Annotated in this window: 18 protein-coding genes; 11 read left to right on the forward strand and 7 right to left on the reverse strand. The window is 74.9% G+C overall.

Annotation, left to right across the window (positions count from 1 at the left end):
• Nucleotides 1-5: 5 nt before the first annotated feature.
• From ACK2IS_RS00660 to ACK2IS_RS00670, 3 genes are all read right to left on the reverse strand, one after another.
• Nucleotides 6-713: a phosphatase PAP2 family protein gene (locus ACK2IS_RS00660; RefSeq protein ID WP_409484242.1), complete on the reverse strand. Its 708-nt coding sequence runs from the start codon at nt 711-713 to the stop codon at nt 6-8.
• A 218-nt stretch (nt 714-931) separates the two neighbouring features.
• On the reverse strand, nt 932-1,594 hold the full coding sequence (locus tag ACK2IS_RS00665; RefSeq protein WP_409484243.1) for a class F sortase: 663 nt from the start codon (nt 1,592-1,594) through the stop codon (nt 932-934).
• A gap of 207 nt (nt 1,595-1,801) precedes the next feature.
• Entirely contained in the window at nt 1,802-2,788 is a 987-nt protein-coding gene (locus tag ACK2IS_RS00670; protein WP_409484244.1) for a hypothetical protein, read from the reverse strand.
• A gap of 1,092 nt (nt 2,789-3,880) precedes the next feature.
• Between ACK2IS_RS00670 and ACK2IS_RS00675 the strand changes: the two genes are divergently transcribed.
• The 5 genes from ACK2IS_RS00675 (at nt 3,881) to ACK2IS_RS00695 (ending at nt 7,243) form a co-directional block, all read left to right on the forward strand.
• Nucleotides 3,881-4,288: a TfoX/Sxy family DNA transformation protein gene (locus ACK2IS_RS00675; RefSeq protein ID WP_409484245.1), complete on the forward strand. Its 408-nt coding sequence runs from the start codon at nt 3,881-3,883 to the stop codon at nt 4,286-4,288.
• 47 nt (nt 4,289-4,335) lie between these two features.
• A complete protein-coding gene (locus ACK2IS_RS00680) occupies nt 4,336-5,154 on the forward strand; it encodes a hydroxymethylpyrimidine/phosphomethylpyrimidine kinase (RefSeq protein WP_409484246.1) in 819 nt (272 codons plus the stop codon).
• Nucleotides 5,155-5,163: 9 nt separating this feature from the next.
• Nucleotides 5,164-5,970, forward strand: coding sequence for a hypothetical protein (locus ACK2IS_RS00685; protein WP_409484247.1), 807 nt, complete (start codon nt 5,164-5,166; stop codon nt 5,968-5,970).
• 74 nt (nt 5,971-6,044) lie between these two features.
• Nucleotides 6,045-6,641: a riboflavin synthase gene (locus ACK2IS_RS00690; RefSeq protein WP_409484248.1), complete on the forward strand. Its 597-nt coding sequence runs from the start codon at nt 6,045-6,047 to the stop codon at nt 6,639-6,641.
• 215 nt (nt 6,642-6,856) lie between these two features.
• Complete coding sequence (locus ACK2IS_RS00695) at nt 6,857-7,243, forward strand: hypothetical protein (RefSeq protein ID WP_409484249.1); 387 nt, start codon at nt 6,857-6,859, stop codon at nt 7,241-7,243.
• 27 nt (nt 7,244-7,270) lie between these two features.
• Here ACK2IS_RS00695 and ACK2IS_RS00700 read toward each other — a convergent pair whose 3' ends face one another.
• Entirely contained in the window at nt 7,271-7,891 is a 621-nt protein-coding gene (locus tag ACK2IS_RS00700; protein WP_409484250.1) for a nucleoside/nucleotide kinase family protein, read from the reverse strand.
• A 53-nt stretch (nt 7,892-7,944) separates the two neighbouring features.
• Here ACK2IS_RS00700 and ACK2IS_RS00705 point away from each other — a divergent pair, with 53 nt between their 5' ends.
• On the forward strand, nt 7,945-8,790 hold the full coding sequence (locus tag ACK2IS_RS00705; protein WP_409484251.1) for an SMP-30/gluconolactonase/LRE family protein: 846 nt from the start codon (nt 7,945-7,947) through the stop codon (nt 8,788-8,790).
• Nucleotides 8,787-10,136: a cation:proton antiporter gene (locus ACK2IS_RS00710; protein ID WP_409484252.1), complete on the forward strand. Its 1,350-nt coding sequence runs from the start codon at nt 8,787-8,789 to the stop codon at nt 10,134-10,136. The genes ACK2IS_RS00705 and ACK2IS_RS00710 overlap by 4 nt, the downstream gene beginning before the upstream one ends.
• Nucleotides 10,137-10,358: 222 nt before the next feature.
• Here the strand turns inward: ACK2IS_RS00710 and ACK2IS_RS00715 are convergent, their stop codons facing one another.
• From ACK2IS_RS00715 to argS, 3 genes are all read right to left on the reverse strand, one after another.
• A complete protein-coding gene (locus ACK2IS_RS00715; RefSeq protein WP_409484253.1) occupies nt 10,359-11,711 on the reverse strand; it encodes a D-glucuronyl C5-epimerase family protein in 1,353 nt (450 codons plus the stop codon).
• A gap of 207 nt (nt 11,712-11,918) precedes the next feature.
• Nucleotides 11,919-13,298 carry an NAD(P)/FAD-dependent oxidoreductase gene (locus tag ACK2IS_RS00720; RefSeq protein ID WP_409484254.1) on the reverse strand — a complete coding sequence of 460 codons (1,380 nt, stop codon included), beginning with the start codon at nt 13,296-13,298 and terminating at the stop codon, nt 11,919-11,921.
• A gap of 124 nt (nt 13,299-13,422) precedes the next feature.
• Nucleotides 13,423-15,156: an arginine--tRNA ligase gene (gene argS / locus ACK2IS_RS00725; protein ID WP_409484255.1), complete on the reverse strand. Its 1,734-nt coding sequence runs from the start codon at nt 15,154-15,156 to the stop codon at nt 13,423-13,425.
• A 137-nt stretch (nt 15,157-15,293) separates the two neighbouring features.
• Between argS and ACK2IS_RS00730 the strand changes: the two genes are divergently transcribed.
• The 4 genes from ACK2IS_RS00730 (at nt 15,294) to ACK2IS_RS00745 (ending at nt 19,268) form a co-directional block, all read left to right on the forward strand.
• On the forward strand, nt 15,294-16,181 hold the full coding sequence (locus tag ACK2IS_RS00730) for a siderophore-interacting protein (RefSeq protein WP_409484256.1): 888 nt from the start codon (nt 15,294-15,296) through the stop codon (nt 16,179-16,181).
• 78 nt (nt 16,182-16,259) lie between these two features.
• Complete coding sequence (locus ACK2IS_RS00735; RefSeq protein ID WP_409484257.1) at nt 16,260-17,321, forward strand: iron-siderophore ABC transporter substrate-binding protein; 1,062 nt, start codon at nt 16,260-16,262, stop codon at nt 17,319-17,321.
• 1 nt (nt 17,322) lies between these two features.
• Complete coding sequence (locus tag ACK2IS_RS00740; RefSeq protein ID WP_409484258.1) at nt 17,323-18,294, forward strand: FecCD family ABC transporter permease; 972 nt, start codon at nt 17,323-17,325, stop codon at nt 18,292-18,294.
• The gene (locus tag ACK2IS_RS00745; RefSeq protein WP_409484259.1) at nt 18,291-19,268 is read left to right on the forward strand and encodes an iron chelate uptake ABC transporter family permease subunit; all 978 of its coding nucleotides are present in this window, start codon (nt 18,291-18,293) and stop codon (nt 19,266-19,268) included. Before ACK2IS_RS00740 ends, ACK2IS_RS00745 begins: the two co-directional genes overlap by 4 nt.
• Nucleotides 19,269-19,290 lie beyond the last annotated feature (22 nt).

Raw genomic sequence — 19,290 nt, forward strand, 5'->3', positions numbered from 1 at the left:
GTCCGTCACCAACCCTGCCTCGGGTGACGGACCGGGCGCTGTGCCCGCCCCAGGACGACGAGGCCGGCCAGGATCCACGCGAGGGCCAGCAGCACCGACGCCAGCGGGTCGCTGGGCCGGTGCCACCCCGCCACCACGACACCCACGCCGGTGAGCGCCGTCGCCGCGCCCGCCATGGCGACCGTCACGGCCCGCCACCACCCGGTCAACGCGACCGCGGCGGCGACCAGGAGCGCGCCGACGGCCCCGGTGTGCCCGCTGGGGAAGGAGTTGCCCACCGCCCAGGGGATCCCCAGGTCAGGGCGTTCCAGCACCGCCTTGAGCACCTCGGCGGAGACGAAGGTGCCGGCCGCGCACACCACCGCGACGACGGCCGCCCACCGGCGGCGCTGCAGCACGGCGAGCGCCGCGATCACGGCGAGGGCGATCACGAGGTGAGCGGGGGTGATCACGGTGCGCATGACGGCCCCGACGTGGTGACCGTCGACCCCGGACCGGCGGTGCAGCAGCCACCACCCGACGTGGTCCCACCACTGCCCACGCTCGGTGCGCACGGCGCCGACGTACAGGCCGGCCAGCGCCGCGCAGGTGGCCAGCAGGCCGGCGACGGGGAGCGTCTCGGTCCTGCGGACCGCGTCCGGCCGGGAGGCCCGGGCGTCGCGGCGCGGTTCGCGGTGCGGTTCGCGGTGCGGGACGGTCGGATCGGCGTCCATGGAGATCCTCTCGGCGGGCGGGTCGAGGGCGAAGGCCCCACGCTAGGCCGACGCCCTGGCGCTCCGCTGGGGAAGCGAGCCGGCGCAGGGCTGACGGAGGTACGGCGAGCGCGCCCTGGCAGACCTCGCCAGGGCGCGCTCGCCAGGGTGCCCTCGCCGAGGTGCGCACGTCGGGTGCAGGGCGCCGGCGGGCAGACGCCGCCCGCCGGGGCGGGGTCTCAGGAGGCCGGGACCAGGCGTGCGATGTCGTTGCGCGTGCGGCTCGTCGTCTCGCAGGTGACCAGCGCGAGCTGGCGGGCACCGGCGCGGGACACGATCCACGCCGGCAGGTGGTGCTTGTCGACGCCGGGGAGGACCTCGGCCACCCGCCAGGTCTGACCGGCGACGGTGGCGGTGTCACCGACCTTCAGCTCGCGCACGTACTCCAGTGCACCGACCGACCGCGTGCTGCGCGTGGAGTGACCGACCACGACCGTGGTGCCGGTGCGCGCGTCGAAGGGCTGGCTGCCCGTCCACCGGCACACCGCGCCGACGTCGCCGGGCGGGGTGACGGTCCCGTCCTCGGTGCCGCAGCCGGTGACCGGGGCCCGCACCCCCAGGGCCGCGATCACGAGCAGGCGGCTGCCGTCGTCGCCGGGGGCGGCGCCGGGCCGGGGGGCGGCGGGCGGGACGGTCGACGACGCCGCTGCGGTGGTCGTGCCCGGGCGGGTCGCGCCGGTGGCGGACGGCAGCGACGCGCCGGAGGAGGCCGCCGAGGACGTGCGGCCCGCGACCTGCGCCGTCGCGGCCTCGGTGCGGTGGTGGGTGACCTGCGCGTCGGTCCCGCAACCTCCGAGGAGGGTCAGGGCGGCGACGCCGCCGGCGATGGTGGCTCTGGTCATCGTGGTGTTCCTGGCTCCTCGCTGGTGGTATGCCGAAAAGAGGCTGTTCGTGGCCGCCCTGGTGGGGGGTCGCCCGGTGCCGTCGTCCGCGCGCGGCGTCCGATCGGCCTGGGCACGGTCGAGGCCCCCTCCCCGCAGCGGGGGCGAGGGCCTCGACGCCCTGCCGGGAACGTGCCGCCCCCAGCCTGTCATGTGGCGCGGGTGTCGTCAGCCGCGCACGCGGCGGCGAACGACCGGCACGATCAGGGCCGCGGCGAGGACCGCGAGGCCCGCGCCGAGGGCACCCGGGCGACCCTGGTCGTCGCCGTCGACGCCGGAGTCGAAGACCGGGGCAGCGGTGGTGCCGGACTCGGTCGCGGGAGCCGGGGCGGGGGTCACGACCTGGGCGGGGGCGGTGCTGCCGGCCGCGCCGACCGGGCGGTGGGCCACGACCACGGCGGGACGGCCCGGCTTCGCGAGGACCGGCGTGGTCACGGCGGGCTTGTGGACCTCCGGCCTGGTCGTCGCCGGCGTGGTCGTGCCGGGGGTGGGGCAGGTGCGGTCGCAGTCCTCGACCGGGGCGGTCGGGGTGTCGCAGGCCACGCCCTCGTCGGTCAGCGTGAAGGTCACCTCGTCGCCGTTCGGGAAGGTGTACCAGTCCGCGGAGACCGCCTTGACGACGAGCGTGCCGTCGTGCCACTCGCCACGCTGCCAGATGACACCCTCGGTCTCGGGCAGGACGACCTTGTCGTTGTCCGCGCCGCAGACGGGCACGAGGACCGGGGCCGGCGGGGTCACGGTCTGGCAGCGACCGCAGTCGGGCGAGGGCTCGGTGGTCGGCTTGGTCGGCTTGGTGGGCTCGGTGGTGGGCTTGGTGGGCTCGGTCGGCTTGGTGGGCTCGGTGGTGGGCTTGGTGGGCTCGGTGGTCGGCTTGGTCGGGCCGCAGTGGTCCTCGTCGACACCGCCGTTCTTGCCGTGCAGCTGGCAGTCCTTGCCCTGGTGGGGGTTGGGGTCGGCCTTGGCGGGCTTGCCCGCGGCGCCGTGGTCGCTGCCGTCGGTCTGCTCGCCGTGGGCGCCGGCCTGGACGGTGGCGGTGGCGGCGGGGGCCGGGGCGGAGTGGCCGCCGGCGAACGCGGTGCCTGCGGTGCCGAGGGCGGCGGTGAGGGCGAACGCGCCGGAGATGACGAGACGGCCGGTGGTCGTGGTGCGGGTCATGGTGCTTGTCCTTTCGATGGGGGCGGGTGCCCCTCGTCGTGCGTCGCGCCGACCCGGCCTCGCGGGTCCGGATGACCGTCGAGGCGACGTCCCGTTGGACAGGATTCAACGTGGCGTTTCGGGAAGCTTTCGAAGAATGCTCGACAGATCCTCTGGATCGAGGTCAGGAAATACTCAAGGACGATGACTAATAACTCTGCGTGATATCCACTTCCTCCGCATCGGTGCTTCTGACCTGGAGCGATGTCGCGACGAAGCGCCTCAGAAGCGGCCTGCAACCCTCCCGGGGCAAGTTATTTACTCCGCGTCCACAAGCGGTCACGCAATTTGCGGGAGGAGGTCGGAGAAAAGGACATCTTGCCCGGCGGAAACAGGTCCTTCCGCCATGAAGGCAAAGGTAAAACCCCTCGTGATCTGCTATCTACGGACCGTCAGGGGATGAAGGGTCCCGGGCGCGGCGAGGGGTCCACCAGGTGGTGGGGCCCCTTCGGGAAGGGCGGAGCAGGTCAGGGGGCGGTACGGCGACGCAGCACCGCCAGGGTCGGCGGGCCGGCTCCCGGCCCGGCCCGGCGCCCACGCCCGGTCCGAGCGGGAGGGCGCCCGCCACGCCGGAGGGGGGACCGGGGTGACGTGGGCTCCGCCGACGAGAGGCTGGGGCTCCTCGGCATACGCCGCGGTGCCGCCGGTGAGCACGGCGCCCAGGGCGCGGCGAGGGGTGCGGCAGGTGGGCTGACGCTCCGTGCGCGGTCGATCAGCTGCGTCCGGTGCCCGACTCGGGGCGACCTGGGACCTCCATGCGCGCGGTCCACGGTGGAGCGGCAGGGCAGGAACGAGGCGAGGAGCCGCGCCTCGGCGGCCACCGGGGCCCGGTGCGCCGGGCACCGCCACGTTCGAGCCGCGAGGGCTGGTTCGGACGTGTCACGGTCCGTCTCGTTATGGCCCGGTGCGACCAGACCCAGGAGGAGGCAGTTCTGCGGAATCAGCCCTACGCGCGGGTACGCCCGGTGATACGGTCCCTGGCGCCCGCAGCCCATCGCCGCAGGTCAGTCGCCTTTGCACTGTTGAGAACCCTTTGCCCTGGAAGGTGCCCCCGTGATCCCCAAGACCAGTCAACGCGTCGACGCGCTGCCCAACATCGGGCCCAAGCTCGCCGACGCCCTGCGTCAGGTGGGGGTGCCCGACGCCGAGACGCTTCGCAGCCGCGGGTCCATCCCCGTGTGGCGACAGATGCGTGCCCGCGGGCTGTTCGAGTGCGCCATGTCCCTCCAGGCCCTCGAGGGGGCCGTGCAGGGGATGCGCTGGCACGACCTCGACCGGGAGCTGCGGGCCGCGCTCGTGGCGCTCGCGGTGGACCCGGACAACGCTCCCGAGCCGCTCACCGGCACCGCCGCCGCTCGCCCCGGCCGGGGACCGGACGTCGGGCGGACGACCCGCACCGCCCGCCCCGGGCACGTGGATCGCGGCGGACTCGCCGTCGTGCCGGACCAGCAGGCGGGCTGAGCGGTCACCCGGGCACCGGCCGCGCGCGAGGTGCGAGGATGGGGCCCATGGCCCCCCCTGACGTCACCGCCGCCCGACGTGTCCCGGTCACCCTGACCATCGCAGGATCCGAGGCCACCGGAGGCGCCGGTGCGCAGACGGACCTCAAGACCTTCCAGGCGCTCGGCACCTTCGGGATGGCCGCGCTGACCTGCATCGTGTCGTTCGACCCCCAGGCAGGCTGGGGACACCGCTTCGTCCCCCTGCCGCCCCAGGTCATCGCCGACCAGCTGGAGGCGCAGCTCGCGGCCTACGACGTGGACGCCGTCAAGGTCGGCATGCTCGGCACCCCGGTCACCATCGCGACCGTCGCCCGGCTGCTGCGTGAGCTGCGGCCGGAGCGGCTGGTCCTGGACCCGGTGCTGATCTGCAAGGGTCAGGAGCCCGGAGCCGCCCTGGACACGGACACCGCGCTGAGGGAGCAGGTGCTCCCCCTCGCGACCTTCGTGACCCCCAACCTCCTCGAGGCCAGGACCCTGGCAGGGCTCGACGCCATCGAGTCCGAGGACGACCTGACCCGTGCGGCCCGCATCATCCACGAGCGATCCGGTGCGGCCGTGCTCGCCAAGGGCGGGGTCCGCCTCGCCGGACCGGACGCGGTGGACGTGTTCTACGACGGCACCACGCTGGAGGTGCTGCGAGAGCCCAAGGTGGGTGACCTCGCCGTCAGCGGAGCCGGCTGCACCCTCGCCGCCGCCGTGACCGCCGAGCTGGCCAAGGGGGCGACCGCCCTGGAGGCGGCGCGCTCCGCCAAGTCCGTCGTGCGCCAGGCGATCGTCGACCGGATGCCCTCCCGGGCGCCGTTCGAGGCCGTCCGCCAGCGCTGACGCCCACGCATGGCTGACACGGGTCGTCGACGACCCCGGGCGCTGGACCTGGTGGCCGCCGTCCTGGTGGTGGCCGCCACCGTGGCCCTGCTGGTGCGGGCCGGGTCCGGGCCCCGGGCGGCCTCCTCCGAGCACCTGCGCGTGCTCCAGGTGGTGTCCGCCGACGAGATCGAGGTCGGCGGGGTGCGGCAGCGGGAGCGGCTCGAGCTCGCCCACGTCGACACCCCCGCCGATCGCACCGCGGCCGGGAGCGGCTGCCTGGCCGAGCGTGCCCGGGAGGCCCTGACCGAGCTGTTGCCGGTGGGCTCCCCGGTGACCGTCCACGAGCTGCCCGGTCGGCCCTCCCGCCCCGGCCTGACCCGCGCCACGATCGAGACGTCCGGCGGCAGTCCCGTCGACGTGGAGCTCGTCGCGGCGGGTGTCGCCACCCCGGCGCCGGGGGTGCCCCCCGCCGAGTCGGCGCCGCTGCGTGCTGCGGCCGACCATGCCCGGTCCCGCAACCTCGGCTTCTACGACCCCACCGAGAGCTGCACCGTCCCCGGCCAGGTCCGGCAGGTGATCACCGCCCTGGACTCCGCGCTGGAGGGGGTGACGGCTGCCGGCTCCGGGCCCGTCGACCTGGATCGCCTGGACGCAGGGCTGCGCACGGCCGCCGCCCTGCGCACCCGGCTGCTGTCACCGGGCCCGCGCGACGCCGTGGAGTGGCGGGCCCTGTCCACCGACGACATCGCCCTGCTGACCGCCCGGCTCGACGCCGCCCTGGTCGCGGCGCAGGGGGTGCGGCTGACCATGACGGCCGCCGCGCCCGGCTCCTGACCGACGGGTGACGACCTGCGGCGACCCTGACCGCGATAGGTTGGGCGACACCACCCATCCCCAACGGAGGCAGCATGTTCACGGGCATCGTCGAGGAGCTCGGCACCATCGACGCGGTGGAGCGGGGGCCGCAGAGCGCCGTCATCACGGTCCGGGGGCCGCTCGTGGTCAGCGACGCCCGGCACGGCGCGTCCATCGCGGTCAACGGCGTCTGCCTCACCGTCGTGGAGCACGACGCGCAGACCTTCCGCGTGGACGTGATGGCCGAGACGCTGCGCCGGTCGAGCCTGGGCGCGCTGGAGGTGGGCTCCCCGGTCAACCTGGAGCGGGCCATGGCGGCGGGTGGCCGGTTCGGCGGCCACGTGGTCCAGGGGCACGTCGACGGCACCGCCGAGATCCTGCGGCGCGAGCCGGGCGACCGTTGGGAGGTCGTGACCTGCTCCCTGCCCGCGGCGCTGCGCCGGTATGTCGTGGAGAAGGGCTCGATCACCGTCGACGGGGTCTCCCTGACGGTGAGCGCGGTGACCGACGAGACGTTCTCGGTGTCGCTGATCCCGACGACGCTGGAGCTGACGACGCTCGGGCACAAGCAGGTCGGCGACCCGGTCAACCTCGAGGTCGACGTCATCGCCAAGTACGTCGAGCGCCTGCTGACCCACGGCGACGCCTGAGCCGCGCGGGCGGCCCCGGCGCCCCCCGGACCGGACGTCCGGGTGCCGGGACGACGCCGGTGCACGAATCAGTCGCGGGCGGTGACGATTCCATCGTCTCGGCCACTCCGGTACGCCGGAAGGAGGACATCGCACGCCGCCCGACAACCTTCCTGCGGTCCCGGAGGTCTGCACGGCAGGTATCACCCCCACCTGCCCGTGACCCGAGGACCACCATGACCCGTCGCTCCACCGTCGTCCTTCCCGTCGTCGCCGTCGTGGCCGCGGGAGGCATCGGGCTCGTCGGCCACGCGATCGCCACCCCGGCCACCTCCACCGCGGCCGCCACGTCGGACCGCTCCCAGATCTACGCGGCGGTCGCGGCCGACCCGGCCCTGCGCGGCTGGAAGGCCACCGACTGGCGTCTGGAGCAGGTCGAGGTCACCCGCTCCGGCTGGGCCCGGGCCACGGTCCACGCCACCCACGGCCAGACCGACGACGCGACGGCCGTCCTGCACCGCACCGGCGGCCGGTGGCGGGTCTCCGACCTCGGCACCGCCCAGGTCGGCTGCGGCGTGGTCCCCACCCCCGTGCTGGAGAGCCTGCGCCTCGGCGACTGCTGACGAGCCGCTCGGGAGGCACCCGCGGCCTCAGGAGAGGGTGACCACGGCGTCCGCGCGAGCCGCCATACGCAGCACCAGCCGGGCGTTGGCCGCGTCGATCCCGTGGGTCGCCCGCTCCCGCGCGGCCTCGGGCGTGCGGCCGTGCGCGACGTGGCGCGCCACCAGCCGGTCGACCCGCAGCGGCTCCGGCACGCTCACCTGCCAGACCTCGTCGCACAGGGCCCGCGCCGACCGCCACGGCTCCTCGTCCAGCAGCAGGTAGTTGCCCTCGGTGATGACCAGCGGGCAGCCCGGCGCGACGAGCACGGCACCGGCGACGGCGTCCTCGAGCTCGCGGCGGAACTCCGGCGCCCACACCGGCCCCGCCGCCGCCCGCACCCGGCGCAGCAGCGCGAGGTAGCCGTCCCCGTCGAAGGTCCACGGCGCGCCCTTGTCCGCCACGTCACCCCGCGCGACGAGCACCGAGTGGGCCAGGTGCCACCCGTCCATGCCCACGACCACCGCGCCGGGCACCGCGGCGGCGAGCGTGGCGGCCAGCGTCGACTTCCCCGCGGCGGGTGCCCCGGCCAGCCCGAGGATCGTCCGGCCCGGGCGGGCGGCGAGGGAGGCGGCGCGGGCGACGGCGGACTGCTCGGTGAGGGTCGGCATCCCGCCAGCGTAGGAGTCCCCGCAGGCCCGCGCAGCGCCCTACGATCAGCACCATGCGTGCCGAGAGAATCACCGACAGCCTCTGCTACCACGGCGAAGGCCCGGTCTGGTGGCCGTCGGGGGTGATCCGGTGGGTCGACATGCTCGCGGGCGACGTGCTCACCCTGGACACCGACGGCGAGGTCACCCGCACCCACGTCGGCACGATCGCCGCCTGCCTGCGCCCCCGCGCGGGCGGCGGCGCGATCATCGCAGGCAGGCACGGCCTGGTCACCACCGAGCGTGACGACCTCGGCGAGCTGCGGTCCCACCCCGACGTGATCACCGATCCGGGCCTGCGGTTCAACGAGGGCGGCTGCGACCCCGACGGGCGGTTCTGGTGCGGGTCGATGGCCGAGGACCAGGCCAAGGGCGCCGCGACGCTCTACCGGTTCACGACCGACCTGGGCGCCGAGGTCGTCCTGCCGCACGTCACGGTCTCCAACGGGATCGACTGGTCCCCGGACGGCCGCACCGGCTACCACAACGACACCGCCACCGGCACGATCAGCTGCTTCGACCGGGACGAGCACGGCGGTATGACGGACCGGCGCACCTTCGTCGACTGCGAGGGCGGCAGCCCCGACGGGCTCACCGTGGACGCCGAGGGCAACGTGTGGACGGCCATGCACGGCGACGGGGCCGTGCGCTGCTACTCCCCGGCCGGCACGCTCGAGCAGGTCGTCGAGGTCGGCGCCCGCCAGGTCACCGCGTGCACCTTCGGCGGACCCGACCTGCGCACGCTCTACATCACCACCTCCCGGGAGAACCTCCCCGCCGGCGAGGACCCGCAGGCCGGAAGCCTGTTCGCCGTGAGCCCCGGAGCCGTCGGCCGCCCCGCCCAGGTCTGGCGCCCGTGAGCCCCGCGGTCGTCTACCTCGTCGCCGGCCTCGGCCTGCTCCTCGGGGCCTTCCTGCCCCGCCTGCTCCACGAGCGGGCCATCTCCGCGCCCATCGTCGTCATGGGCGTCGGCCTGGTCGTCGGGTGGTTCGTGCCCAACGACCTGCGCGCCGCACCCGCCTTCCACGAGACGCTCGCCGCGCACGTCACCGAGGTGGCCGTCCTGATCGCCCTCATGGGCGTCGGGCTGGCCATCGACCGGCCCCTGATGTGGCGGTCCTGGCGGACCTGGGGCAAGACCTGGCGGCTCCTGCTGATCGCCATGCCCCTGTGCATCGCCGGCGTGGCGCTGCTGGGGTGGTGGGTGATGGGGCTCGCGCCCGCAGCCGCCATACTCCTCGGGGCCTGCCTGGCGCCCACCGACCCGGTCCTGGCCTCCGACGTGCAGGTCGCCGGCCCGTCCGTCAGCGGTCAGGAGGGCGACCCCGACGACGAGGACGACGAGGTGCGGTTCGCGCTGACCTCCGAGGCGGGGCTGAACGACGCGCTGGCCTTCCCCTTCGTGTGGTTCGCGATCCTGCTGGCCACCAAGGGACCGGTCGGTGACTGGGTCTGGCACTGGCTGGCCTGGGAGCTCGTCGGCAAGATCGTCGTCGGCGCGCTCGTCGGCTGGGCCTGCGGGTGGGCCTTCGGCAAGCTCGTGTTCCGGGCCCAGTGGGACAGCCTGCGCCTCGCGGACGTCGGCGAGCCGCTGCTCGGCATCGCGCTGATCTGCACGACCTACGGGCTGGCCGAGCTCGCCCACGGCTACGGCTTCCTCGCGGTCTTCATGTGCGCGCTGGCGCTCCGGGCGGCCGAGCGCGGCCACGAGTACCACGGACGCCTGCACCTGGCCATCGAGCACCTGGAGGCCATCCTCACCCTGCTCATCCTGATGCTGCTCGGGGTCTCCCTGACCTCCGGTCAGCTCGCCGGCCTGACCTGGCAGGGCGTGGTCGTCGCCGCCGCGCTGGTCTTCGTGATCCGCCCGCTCGCCGGCTGGCTGTCCCTGTGGCGCACCAGCACCCTGGACACGCGCGAGCGCTGGACGACCGCGGTCTTCGGCGTGCGTGGCATCGGCACGATCTACTACCTCGGGTTCGCGACCAGCGAGCACGCCTGGGACGACGACCGGACGCTGTGGGCGACCGCGACCTTCGCGATCCTGCTGTCGGTCGTGGTGCACGGTATGGCGGCGACCCCGGTCATGGGTCACCTGGAGGAGCGGCGCGAGCGGCTGCGGGCCCGCCGGGAGGCCCGCGCGGCCGGCCGCAAGGAGCGCGGCGAGCAGCGTCGGACGAAGGCGCAGCAGGGCGTCGGGCGCTGACCCGCCTGCGCCCCTGAGCCGACCCGCTCGCTCGTCCCGCCCGCTCCGCTACCAACCCCCCGCCACCCGCTCACCGTGCGCGCACCCCGCGCGTTCCGGGCCAGGCTGGCCCCGTCGAGTACGTCACGGCCCCTCTTTGAACGTGCCACGGGGCCGGCCTGGCCCCTGGTGGTCGAGGACGGCGCGGGGTCGCGGGGTGGTGCGAGTGGGGCCGTATGCCGATCACTCGGGTCGCGGGCTTGACCGGGTGGGGCTCGGGGTCGGACGCAGTCCGGGCCTGGGCTCGGGCCGCGGGGTCGGCTTGGGCGTCGGGCGCGGCGTGGGTTCGGGCCGCGGGGTCGGCTTGGGCGTCGGCCGCCGCTCGGGCGCCGGTCGAGAGGTCGGCCGTGGCGTCGGCGTGGGCGGGGGCTCGGTGCCCGGCCGGCTGTTGGGGTCCGGCACGTGCTGCGTGCGTCGGGTGCGCCGGGGCACCGGGGGTCGCTCGACCGGGATCTGCCCCCCTGCCGGTCGCACCCCGGAGTGGTCCCGGAGGAGTGTCAGTCCCTGGGCGATCAGCGCCGAATCGCCGCAGAACCGTCCGGTGGTCTGCAGGATCGAGGCCGTGCCCCGGTGGTAGGACTCGGGCTGCCCCCAGGCCTCGTGACCCCAGTCGGTCATGGCATACCAGGACGCCTCGCCCGGCTGTCGATAGCGCCGGAAGGACGCCTCCAGCGTCGCCAGCGAGCGGTCGAGCAGGACCAGGGCCTCCGGGTCGCGGCTCACCCGGTAGTAGTCGAGCACGCCCCAGATCGAGTAGACGAAGCCGTTGACGACGTGGGCGACGCGGCTGCGGAAGGGTGACGGATATTCCTCGAAGTAGGTGTCCGTGGACCCGTCCTCGGCGCGAGCGTGCACCACGAAGTAGGGGGAGGTCAGCGCCGCCGAGCTGACCGAGCGGGTGTGGCGATAGCTGCGAAATGTGCTGTCCAGCAAGGCCCGCCACTCCTGCCCGCCGGTGGTCTCCCAGAGGGCGGCGAGCACCGACAGGGCCATCCCCTGGGTCATGCCGGACACCCAGCCGCGGGGGTCGAGCCCGAGCTCGCCGGCCTTGTAGTCGCCGCGGTGCACCCACCAGGTGGCGCCCGTCACATGGTCGGCGAGGGTCAGCGAGGCGGCATGGCTCATCGTCCGCAGGATCCGGTCGAGCCGTCGGGGGTCCCGGTCGAGGCGATAGGACCAGATCTGCGGCAGGAGATACCACGCGGTGGTCGTCATCTGGGGTTGGTAGCGGCCGGCGATCCGGCAGCGCACGGTCCCGCCCTGGAGCACCAGACCTTCGACAGATCCGAAGGGCGCGAGTCCGAGGTCCAGCGGATAGGGGCGGGTGTATGTCGCGAAGAACGGCGAGCCGGCCCGCAGGTCGTGGTCGTACGCCTTGGTCCGCCATACGGCCCCCGGAGGGTCCCAGGCCAGCCGACCCGGACCCGCCAGGTCGCCCGTCCCCCGGTCGCGGCCGATGTCCATCAGCAGCGGCAGGCCCAGGCCGGCGCGGAGCACGCTGCGCCGCGTGGGCGTCGACGCCGTCCGTGGGCTCATGCATCCTCCCGACAACTCTGTGTGCCGAGAGACTACTTTAAGTAATCACCACAGGTGGGGACCCATGCACAGTCGTGATCTGGCGCTGTCGGTCGGGTCGGCGCGCAGTCCCGGCGTGGCGAGCTCACCCCTGCGGGGGTTCGCCACCCTCGCCGGTCCGACCTCGTCCGCCCGCCGGGCGCACGGCGCGCCCCGCGGGCGGCCCGGTCAGGTCCGGGTCGCCCCGGAGTCCTCCGGCGACTCCGCGCGGCCCAGCCCCCCGATCGTCGGCCGGAACGCGCTCCCGAGCTGGGTGACCGCGAGCCGCCCCACGAGCTGCTGCCGGGTCGTCGTGCGCTCCGCCCGCCCGGTCGACAGGAACGCGATCGCCCAGTGCAGCAGCGTCGTCACCCGGTGCTTGAAGCCGACGATGTTGATCAGGTGGACGAACAGCCACGCCAGCCAGGCCGGCAGCCCGGTCAGCTTGAGCGGGCCGATGCTCGCGATGGCCCCGAACTTGCTGATCACGGCCATGGACCCGCGGTCCTGGTAGCGGAACGGCGACCGGTCCCGCTCCCCGGCGACCTCCGAGGCGATGACCCGCGCCGCGTGCCGGCCGCCCTGGATCGCCACCTGGGCGACCCCCGGCAGCCCGTCCAGCGCCATCATGTCGCCCACCACGAAGATCTCGGGGTGGCCGGGCAGCGTCAGGTCCGGGGCGACGTGCACCCGCCCCGCCCGGTCGACCTCGGCCCCGGTCTGCTCGCCCAGCTGCCGACCGAGCGGGCTGGCCTGCACCCCGGCCGCCCACACCTTGCACCCGGCCTCGATCCGCTGCGTCGACCCGTCCCGGTGCCGGACGGTCACCGAGTCCTCGTCCACGTCGGTGACGAGCGCGTCGAGGACGACCTCCACGCCGATCCGCTCCAGCTCGCGCCGGGCCTTGACCGACAGGCGTTCGCCGAAGGACCCGAGCACCGCCGAGGCCCCGTCGAGCAGGATGACCCGCGCCTGCGTCGGGTCGATGCGGCGGAAGTCGTCCTTGAGGGTGTGGACGGCGAGATCCTTGATCTGACCGGCCATCTCGACGCCGGTGGGGCCGGCCCCGACGACCACGAAGGTCTGCAGGCGCTCGCGCTCGGCCGGGTCGTCGGTGAGCTCGGCGACCTCGAAGGAGCCGAAGATCCGGGCGCGCAGCTCGAGTGCGTCGTCGATGGTCTTCATGCCTGGCGCGTAGGTCGCGAAGTGGTCGTTGCCGAAGTACGACTGGCCGGCGCCCGCGGCCACGAGCAGGTAGTCGTAGCGGTGGGTGGTGGTGTGCGCCAGCGCCTCCGCGGTGACGGTGCGGGCAGCCACGTCGATCGCGGTGACCTCGCTCATCAGGACGGTGACGTTGTCCTGGCCGCGCAGCACCTCGCGGGTGCTCGGGGCGATCTCGCCGGGGCTGAGGATGCCGGTCGCGACCTGGTAGAGCAACGGCTGGAAGAGGTGGTAGACGGTCTTGCCGATGAGGGTGACGTCCACGTCGACGTCCTTGAGGGCCTGGGCCGCGAAGAGCCCGCCGAAGCCGGACCCGATGATCACCACGTGCGGACGAGTGTGAGCCATGCCACTGAGGCTACGCTTACCTAAGGGGGCTTGTGAAGGTTGTCACAAGCCTTTCCGGTAGGCCGGAAGCGCCGCGGCGGGCGACCCCTCCAGAGGGCTCGCCCGCCGCGGGTCGGCATACGCCTCACATGCGCTCGGGCGTCTCCACCCCGAGCAGGTCCAGGCCCTGCACGAGGGTGCGCAACGTCAGCGCGCACAGGGTCAGCCGCGACTGCTTGGTCTCCTCCTGGTCGGCCTTGAGCACCGGGCACTGCTCGTAGAACGACGAGAAGGTCTGGGCCAGCTCGAACAGGTAGGTGCACAGCCGGTGCGGCTCGTAGACCGCGCCGACCTGCGCCACGACCCCGGCGAGGTCGAGCAGCTTGAGCGCCAGCTCACGCTCGGCGGGCTCGGCGAGCAGGACCGGCGCGTCCTGCTCGGCGGGGTCGGTCATCAGCGTGCGGAAGATCGACCGGATCCGGGCGGTGGCGTACTGCAGGTAGGGACCGGTGTTGCCGGTGAGCGCGAGCATCCGGTCCAGGTCGAAGACGTAGTCCGAGTCGTGCGCCACGGACAGGTCGGCGTACTTCACGGCGCCGATCCCGACCTGGCGGGCGATCCGGGCCCGCTCGTCCTCGGGCAGCTCGGGCCGGGCCTGGTCGATGTAGGCCCGCGCGTGCTGCACGGCCTCGTCGAGCAGGTACATCAGCCGCAGCGGGGCGCCCGACCGGGTCTTGAGGATCTTGCGGTCCTCGCCGAGCACCGAGCCGATCTTGACGTGCTCGACCTCGACCCGCTCCGGCAGGTAGCCCGCCCGCCGCGCGGTCTCGTAGACCATCTGCAGGTGCAGTGACTGGGTGACCCCGATGACGTAGAGGATCCGGTCGGCGTGCAGGTCCTCGACCCGGTGCTTGACGGTCGCCACGTCGGTGGTGCCGTAGCCGTAGCCGCCGTCGGACTTGCGGATGAACAGCGGCACCGGCTTGTCCTCGCGACCGGTGAAGCCGGGCAGGAACACCACGAGCGCGCCGTCGTCCTCGGTCGCGATCCCCTTGGCCTGCAGGTCCGCGCAGATCCCCGGCAGGGCGTCGTTGTAGGCCGACTCCCCGGCCAGGTCCGCGTCGGTGAGCGTCACGCCGAGGGTGGAGTAGACGCGGTTGAAGTAGCTCTTGGACAGGTCGTAGAGCTTGCCCCACAGGCGCAGGGTCTCCGGGTCGCCGGCCTGCAGCTTGACCACGCGCGCCCGGGCCCGGACGGCGAAGTCCTCGCTGCCGTCGAACTTCACGCGCGCGGCCTGGTAGAACGCATTGGGGTCGGTCTCGACCACGTGGGCCTCGGGGGAGTCCTCGCCCACCTCCAGCAGGTGCTCGACGAGCATCCCGAAGGGGGTGCCCCAGTCGCCGACGTGGTTCTGCCGGATCACCTGGTGGCCAAGGTGCTCCAGGGTGCGGGCGAGGCAGTCGCCGACGATCGTCGTGCGCAGGTGCCCGACGTGCATCTCCTTGGCGACGTTGGGGGCGGAGTAGTCGATCGGGATGATCTCCCGCTCCTGGGTGGCCACCCCGAGCCGCGGGTCGGCCTGCGCGGCCTGGGCCTGCGCGGCGATCCAGGAGTCGGCGAAGGTGATGTTGACGAAGCCGGGGCCGGCGACCTCGGCGGAGGCGACCGGCCCGTCGGTGGCGAGGTGGTCGACGATCGCCTGGGCGACGTCGCGGGGCTTGCGGCCGAGCCGCTTGGCCAGGGCCATGGCGGCGTTGACCTGCACGTCGGCGAACTGGCTGGGTCGCAGCACCGGGTCGGCCCCGCGGACGTCCTCGCCGAACGCGGCGACGAGGGCGGACTGGACAGCCGGGGTGAGGGCTTCGATCGGGGCAACCATGACCACAGGTTAGTCGGGACCTGCGCGCACGCACGAACGGGTTCCGCCACGACGGATCCTCGTCCCGGGCCGGGGAGCCGCGCGTGCCGACCACCTGGTGAGGCGGCCCTAACTTAGGGTGTGCTAACTTCGGCCCGGTGATCGCCCCTTACCGCCTGCACGACGTCGAGGTGAGCGCCGTCCGACAGGTGTCCCCGCACCTGCGGCGCGTGACGCTCACCGGTGCCCTCCTCGACCGGGTCGCCCCGCGCACCCTGGACCGTCGGATCAAGCTGGTCCTGCCTCGCCGGGCCGGCGACGACCTGAGGGACCTGCCCCGCGGCCGCGACTGGTGGTCGGGCTGGCGGGCCATGGCCGACCCGCCGCCCGTGCGGACCTACACCGTCCGGCAGGTGCGCCCGCAGCGCCGCGAGGTCGACGTCGAGATGGTGCTGCACGACGGGGCCGGCCCGGCCGGGTCGTGGGCCGCGGACGCCGTCCCGGGGGACCGCCTGGCCGTCGCCCTGCCCCAGGCGCACCACCCGGACGCCCGCGAGGTCGGGATCGCCTGGCGCCCCGGCCCCGCCACCGAGGTCCTCCTGGCGGGCGACGAGACGGCGCTGCCCGCGATCGCCAACATCGTGGCGGCGCTCCCGGCACGCACGACCGGTCAGGTGTACGTCGAGGTGCCCACCTCCGACGACCGTCCGGGTCTGCGGGCCCCGGCAGGGGTCACCGTGCACGAGCTCGCCCGCGACGGCCGTCCCCACGGCGCCGCCCTCCTGACGGCCGTCCGGGACACCCGCCGGCCCGCGCCGCCGCCGGGGCCTCGCCAGCGGGACCGACCCGACCCGCCGGTCCCGTCCGGACCCGAGGAGCTGCTGTGGGAGGAGCCCGAGCCCGGCCCCGGCACCCACTACGCCTGGCTGGCCGGGGAGAGCGCGGTCGTCCGGGAGCTGCGCGCCCACCTGCTGGGCGAGCGCGGGTGGCCCCGGCAGCGGGTGGCCTTCATGGGCTACTGGCGCCGCGGCCGCACCCACCCCTGAGCCACCGCGGTCCCCGCCCGCCACGCCCCTGCGCGCCCCGCCCACCAGCGACCCGTCACGTCCCGTCCGGAAGGAACCATGATCCATCTCTCGACCCCGCTGCGCCGTCGGGCGCTGCTCGCCGGCGCCGTCGTCGCCCTCGTCTCCGCCTGCTCGGCCACCGGCCCCGCCCCGGCGAGCACCTCCTCCGGCGCGGCCGGCGCCGCCCGCACCACCCCCGGGTCCTCCGGTGCCTTCCCCGTGCAGATCCGGCACGCCCTGGGCACCACCACGATCCCGGCCGCGCCCCGACGCGTCGTCACCCTCGGCCAGGGCGCCGCGGAGACGGCCGTCGCGCTCGGCACCGTCCCCGTGGGCACCGAGACCTTCGCGTGGGGCGCCGACGAGGACGGCCACCTGCCGTGGGTGCGCGAGGCGGTGACCAAGGCCGGGCAGCCGCTGCCCACGACCTTCCCCGGCGGCGAGCAGGTGGCGGTCGAGAAGATCGCCGAGCTCCGGCCGGACCTGATCCTGGCCCCCTGGTCCGGGGTGACCAAGGAGCAGTACGCCGAGCTGTCCGAGATCGCCCCGACCGTGGCCTACGAGAAGGCCCCCTGGGCCACGACCTGGGACGGCGAGATCCGCGTGGTGGCCAAGGCCCTCGGCAAGCCCGCGGAGGGGGAGCAGCAGATCCGCGCCATCGAGGCGCGCTTCGCCGAGGCGGCCGCCGCCCACCCGCAGTTCCGGGGCCGGACCTTCTCGTACGTCTACACCACCGGACCCGGCACCCTCGGGGTCTACCTGCCCACCGAGCAGCGCGTCGCCATGATCGCCAAGCTCGGCCTGACCCCCGACCCCGCGGTCGCGTCGTTCGCGCCCGCCGACGGCAGCGACCACGCCCTCATCGGCCTGGAGAACGCCGACCGGCTCCGGGGCTCGGACCTGATCTTCACGTGGTACCTCGACGAGGCCTCCAAGAAGCAGGTCCTGGCCCAGCCCCTGTATGCCGGCATACCGGCCGTGCGTCGCGACACCGTCGTCACCTCCGGCGACCGGCAGCTGGTGACCGCCATGTCGATGATCAACCCGCTGACCGTCCCGTGGGCCCTGCCGCGGCTCACCCCGCTGATCGCCACGCAGGTCGCCCGGCTCGGCGCCTGACATGAGACCGCTGCACGCCACCGCCCTCGCCGGGGCGCTGCTCCTCGCCGTCGGCGCCAGCCTGGCCCTGGGCAGCCGACCGGTGTCCCTGCCGGAGCTGGCGGGCGCGGCGCGCGGTCTCGGTGACGAGCACGTCCGGGCGGTCTGGGCGACCCGGGTGCCGCGCACCGGGGTCGGACTGGTGTGCGGCGCGGCCCTCGCGGCGGCCGGGTCGGCCCTGCAGACGGCGACCCGCAACCCGCTCGGCGACCCCGGCATGCTCGGGCTCTCGGCCGGGGCCTCGGCCGGCATCGTCACCGTGATCACCCTGTCCGGGGCCTCCGACCTGGGGCTCGTCGGCGGGGCCTTCGCCGGTGCGCTCCTCGCGACCGCCGCGGTGATGCTGCTCGGCGCCGGCGGCCGCGAGCCGTCGGGCGCCCGCCTCCTGCTCGCCGGCGCCGTGGTGTCCGCCGCGCTGACGGCAGGCAGCCAGGCCGTGTCGCTGCGCAGCCCGGCGGCCTTCGAGGCCCTGCGCTACTGGGGGGCCGGCTCGCTGTCCGGTGCCACCGGCGTCACCTGGCCCGTCCTCGCCGCCCTCGGCGCCGGTCTCCTCGGGCTCGTGGCGACGGGCCGCGGCCTGGACGCCCTGGCCCTCGGCGACGAGACGGCCGCCTCCCTCGGTCACCGCCCGGCCCGGCTGCGGGCGCTGGTGCTCACCGCCGTCGCCGCGCTCACCGCCGCCACCGTGGCCCTCGCCGGCCCGGTCGCCTTCGTCGGCCTGGCCGTCCCGCACCTGGCGCGAGCCCTGGCCGGCGGCTCGGCCCGCCGACAGCTGCTGGTCTCGGCCGCCCTCGGACCGGTCGTCCTCCTCGGGGCCGACGTCCTCGGCCGGGTCGTCGCCCGCCCCGGCGAGGTGCCGGTCGGCGTGGTCACCGCCGTCCTCGGCGGCCCCCTCCTGCTCGGCCTGCTCCGCCGACGCCGGGGGGTGCTGTGACCGTCCGCCGCGCCCCGCTCGTCGTCCTGCTCCTGCTCGCCCTGCTGGCCGGCGTCGCGGTGGTCACGCTCGCCGCCGGCCGGCTCGGCATACCTCCCGCGCAGCAGCCCGCAGCGTGGCAGGACCTGCTGACCGGGGACGGCAGCCTGGTGCTGCGCCGCCTGCGCGGCCCCCGCCTCGTCGTCGGCCTGGGCGCCGGGGCCTGCCTCGGGCTCGCCGGGGCGCTGCTGCAGCGGGCCACCGGCAACGTCCTGGTCACCCCGGACGTCCTCGGCGTCACGGCCGGGGCCGGCGCCGGGGCCGTCGTCGCCGCGGTGCTCCTCGACGCACCGACCGCCGCGGGCTCCGTCCTGGGCGCGGCGCTCGCGGCCGTCGCGGTGCACGCGGCCACCGGGCGCGGATACCGCCTGCCGTCGGCGGTGATCGTGGCGGGCATCGGCACGACGGCGATCGCCGGGGCCGTCACCCACCACCTCCTGCTGGTCGTCCGGCGCGAGGAGGCCACCGCGCTCACCGCCGCGCTGACCGGCAGCCTGTCCGCCCGCACCTGGGACCAGGCGCTCGGCGTCGGCGCCGCCCTGGCGGTGCTCGCCACCGTGGCCCTGACGATCCGGCGGCGCCTGGCGCTGCTCGTCCTCGGCGACGACGCCGCCCACGGCCTCGGCGGCCGTCCCGACGTGACCCGCACCGTCGCCACCGCGCTGTCGGTCGCGCTCACCGCGGCGGCCGTTGCCGTGGCCGGCCCGATCACCTTCGTCGCGCTCGCCGCCCCGCAGATCGCCCGCCGGGCTCTCGGCCGGGAGCCGCTGCTGACCGCCGCGCTCACGGGCGCGCTCGTCGTCTCGACCGCCGACCTCGCCGTCCAGCAGGCGCCGCCCGTCGCGGGACTGCCCGTCGGCGTGGTCACCGCCGCCCTCGGCGCCGGGGTCCTCGCCCTCACCCTGGGGCAGCAGTGGCGGCGAGGCACCCTGTGAACCCCCAGTCCCGGAGGACCCC

The sequence above is a fragment of the Arsenicicoccus dermatophilus genome (assembly GCF_046267915.1).
GTDB lineage: Bacteria > Actinomycetota > Actinomycetes > Actinomycetales > Dermatophilaceae > Arsenicicoccus > Arsenicicoccus dermatophilus_A.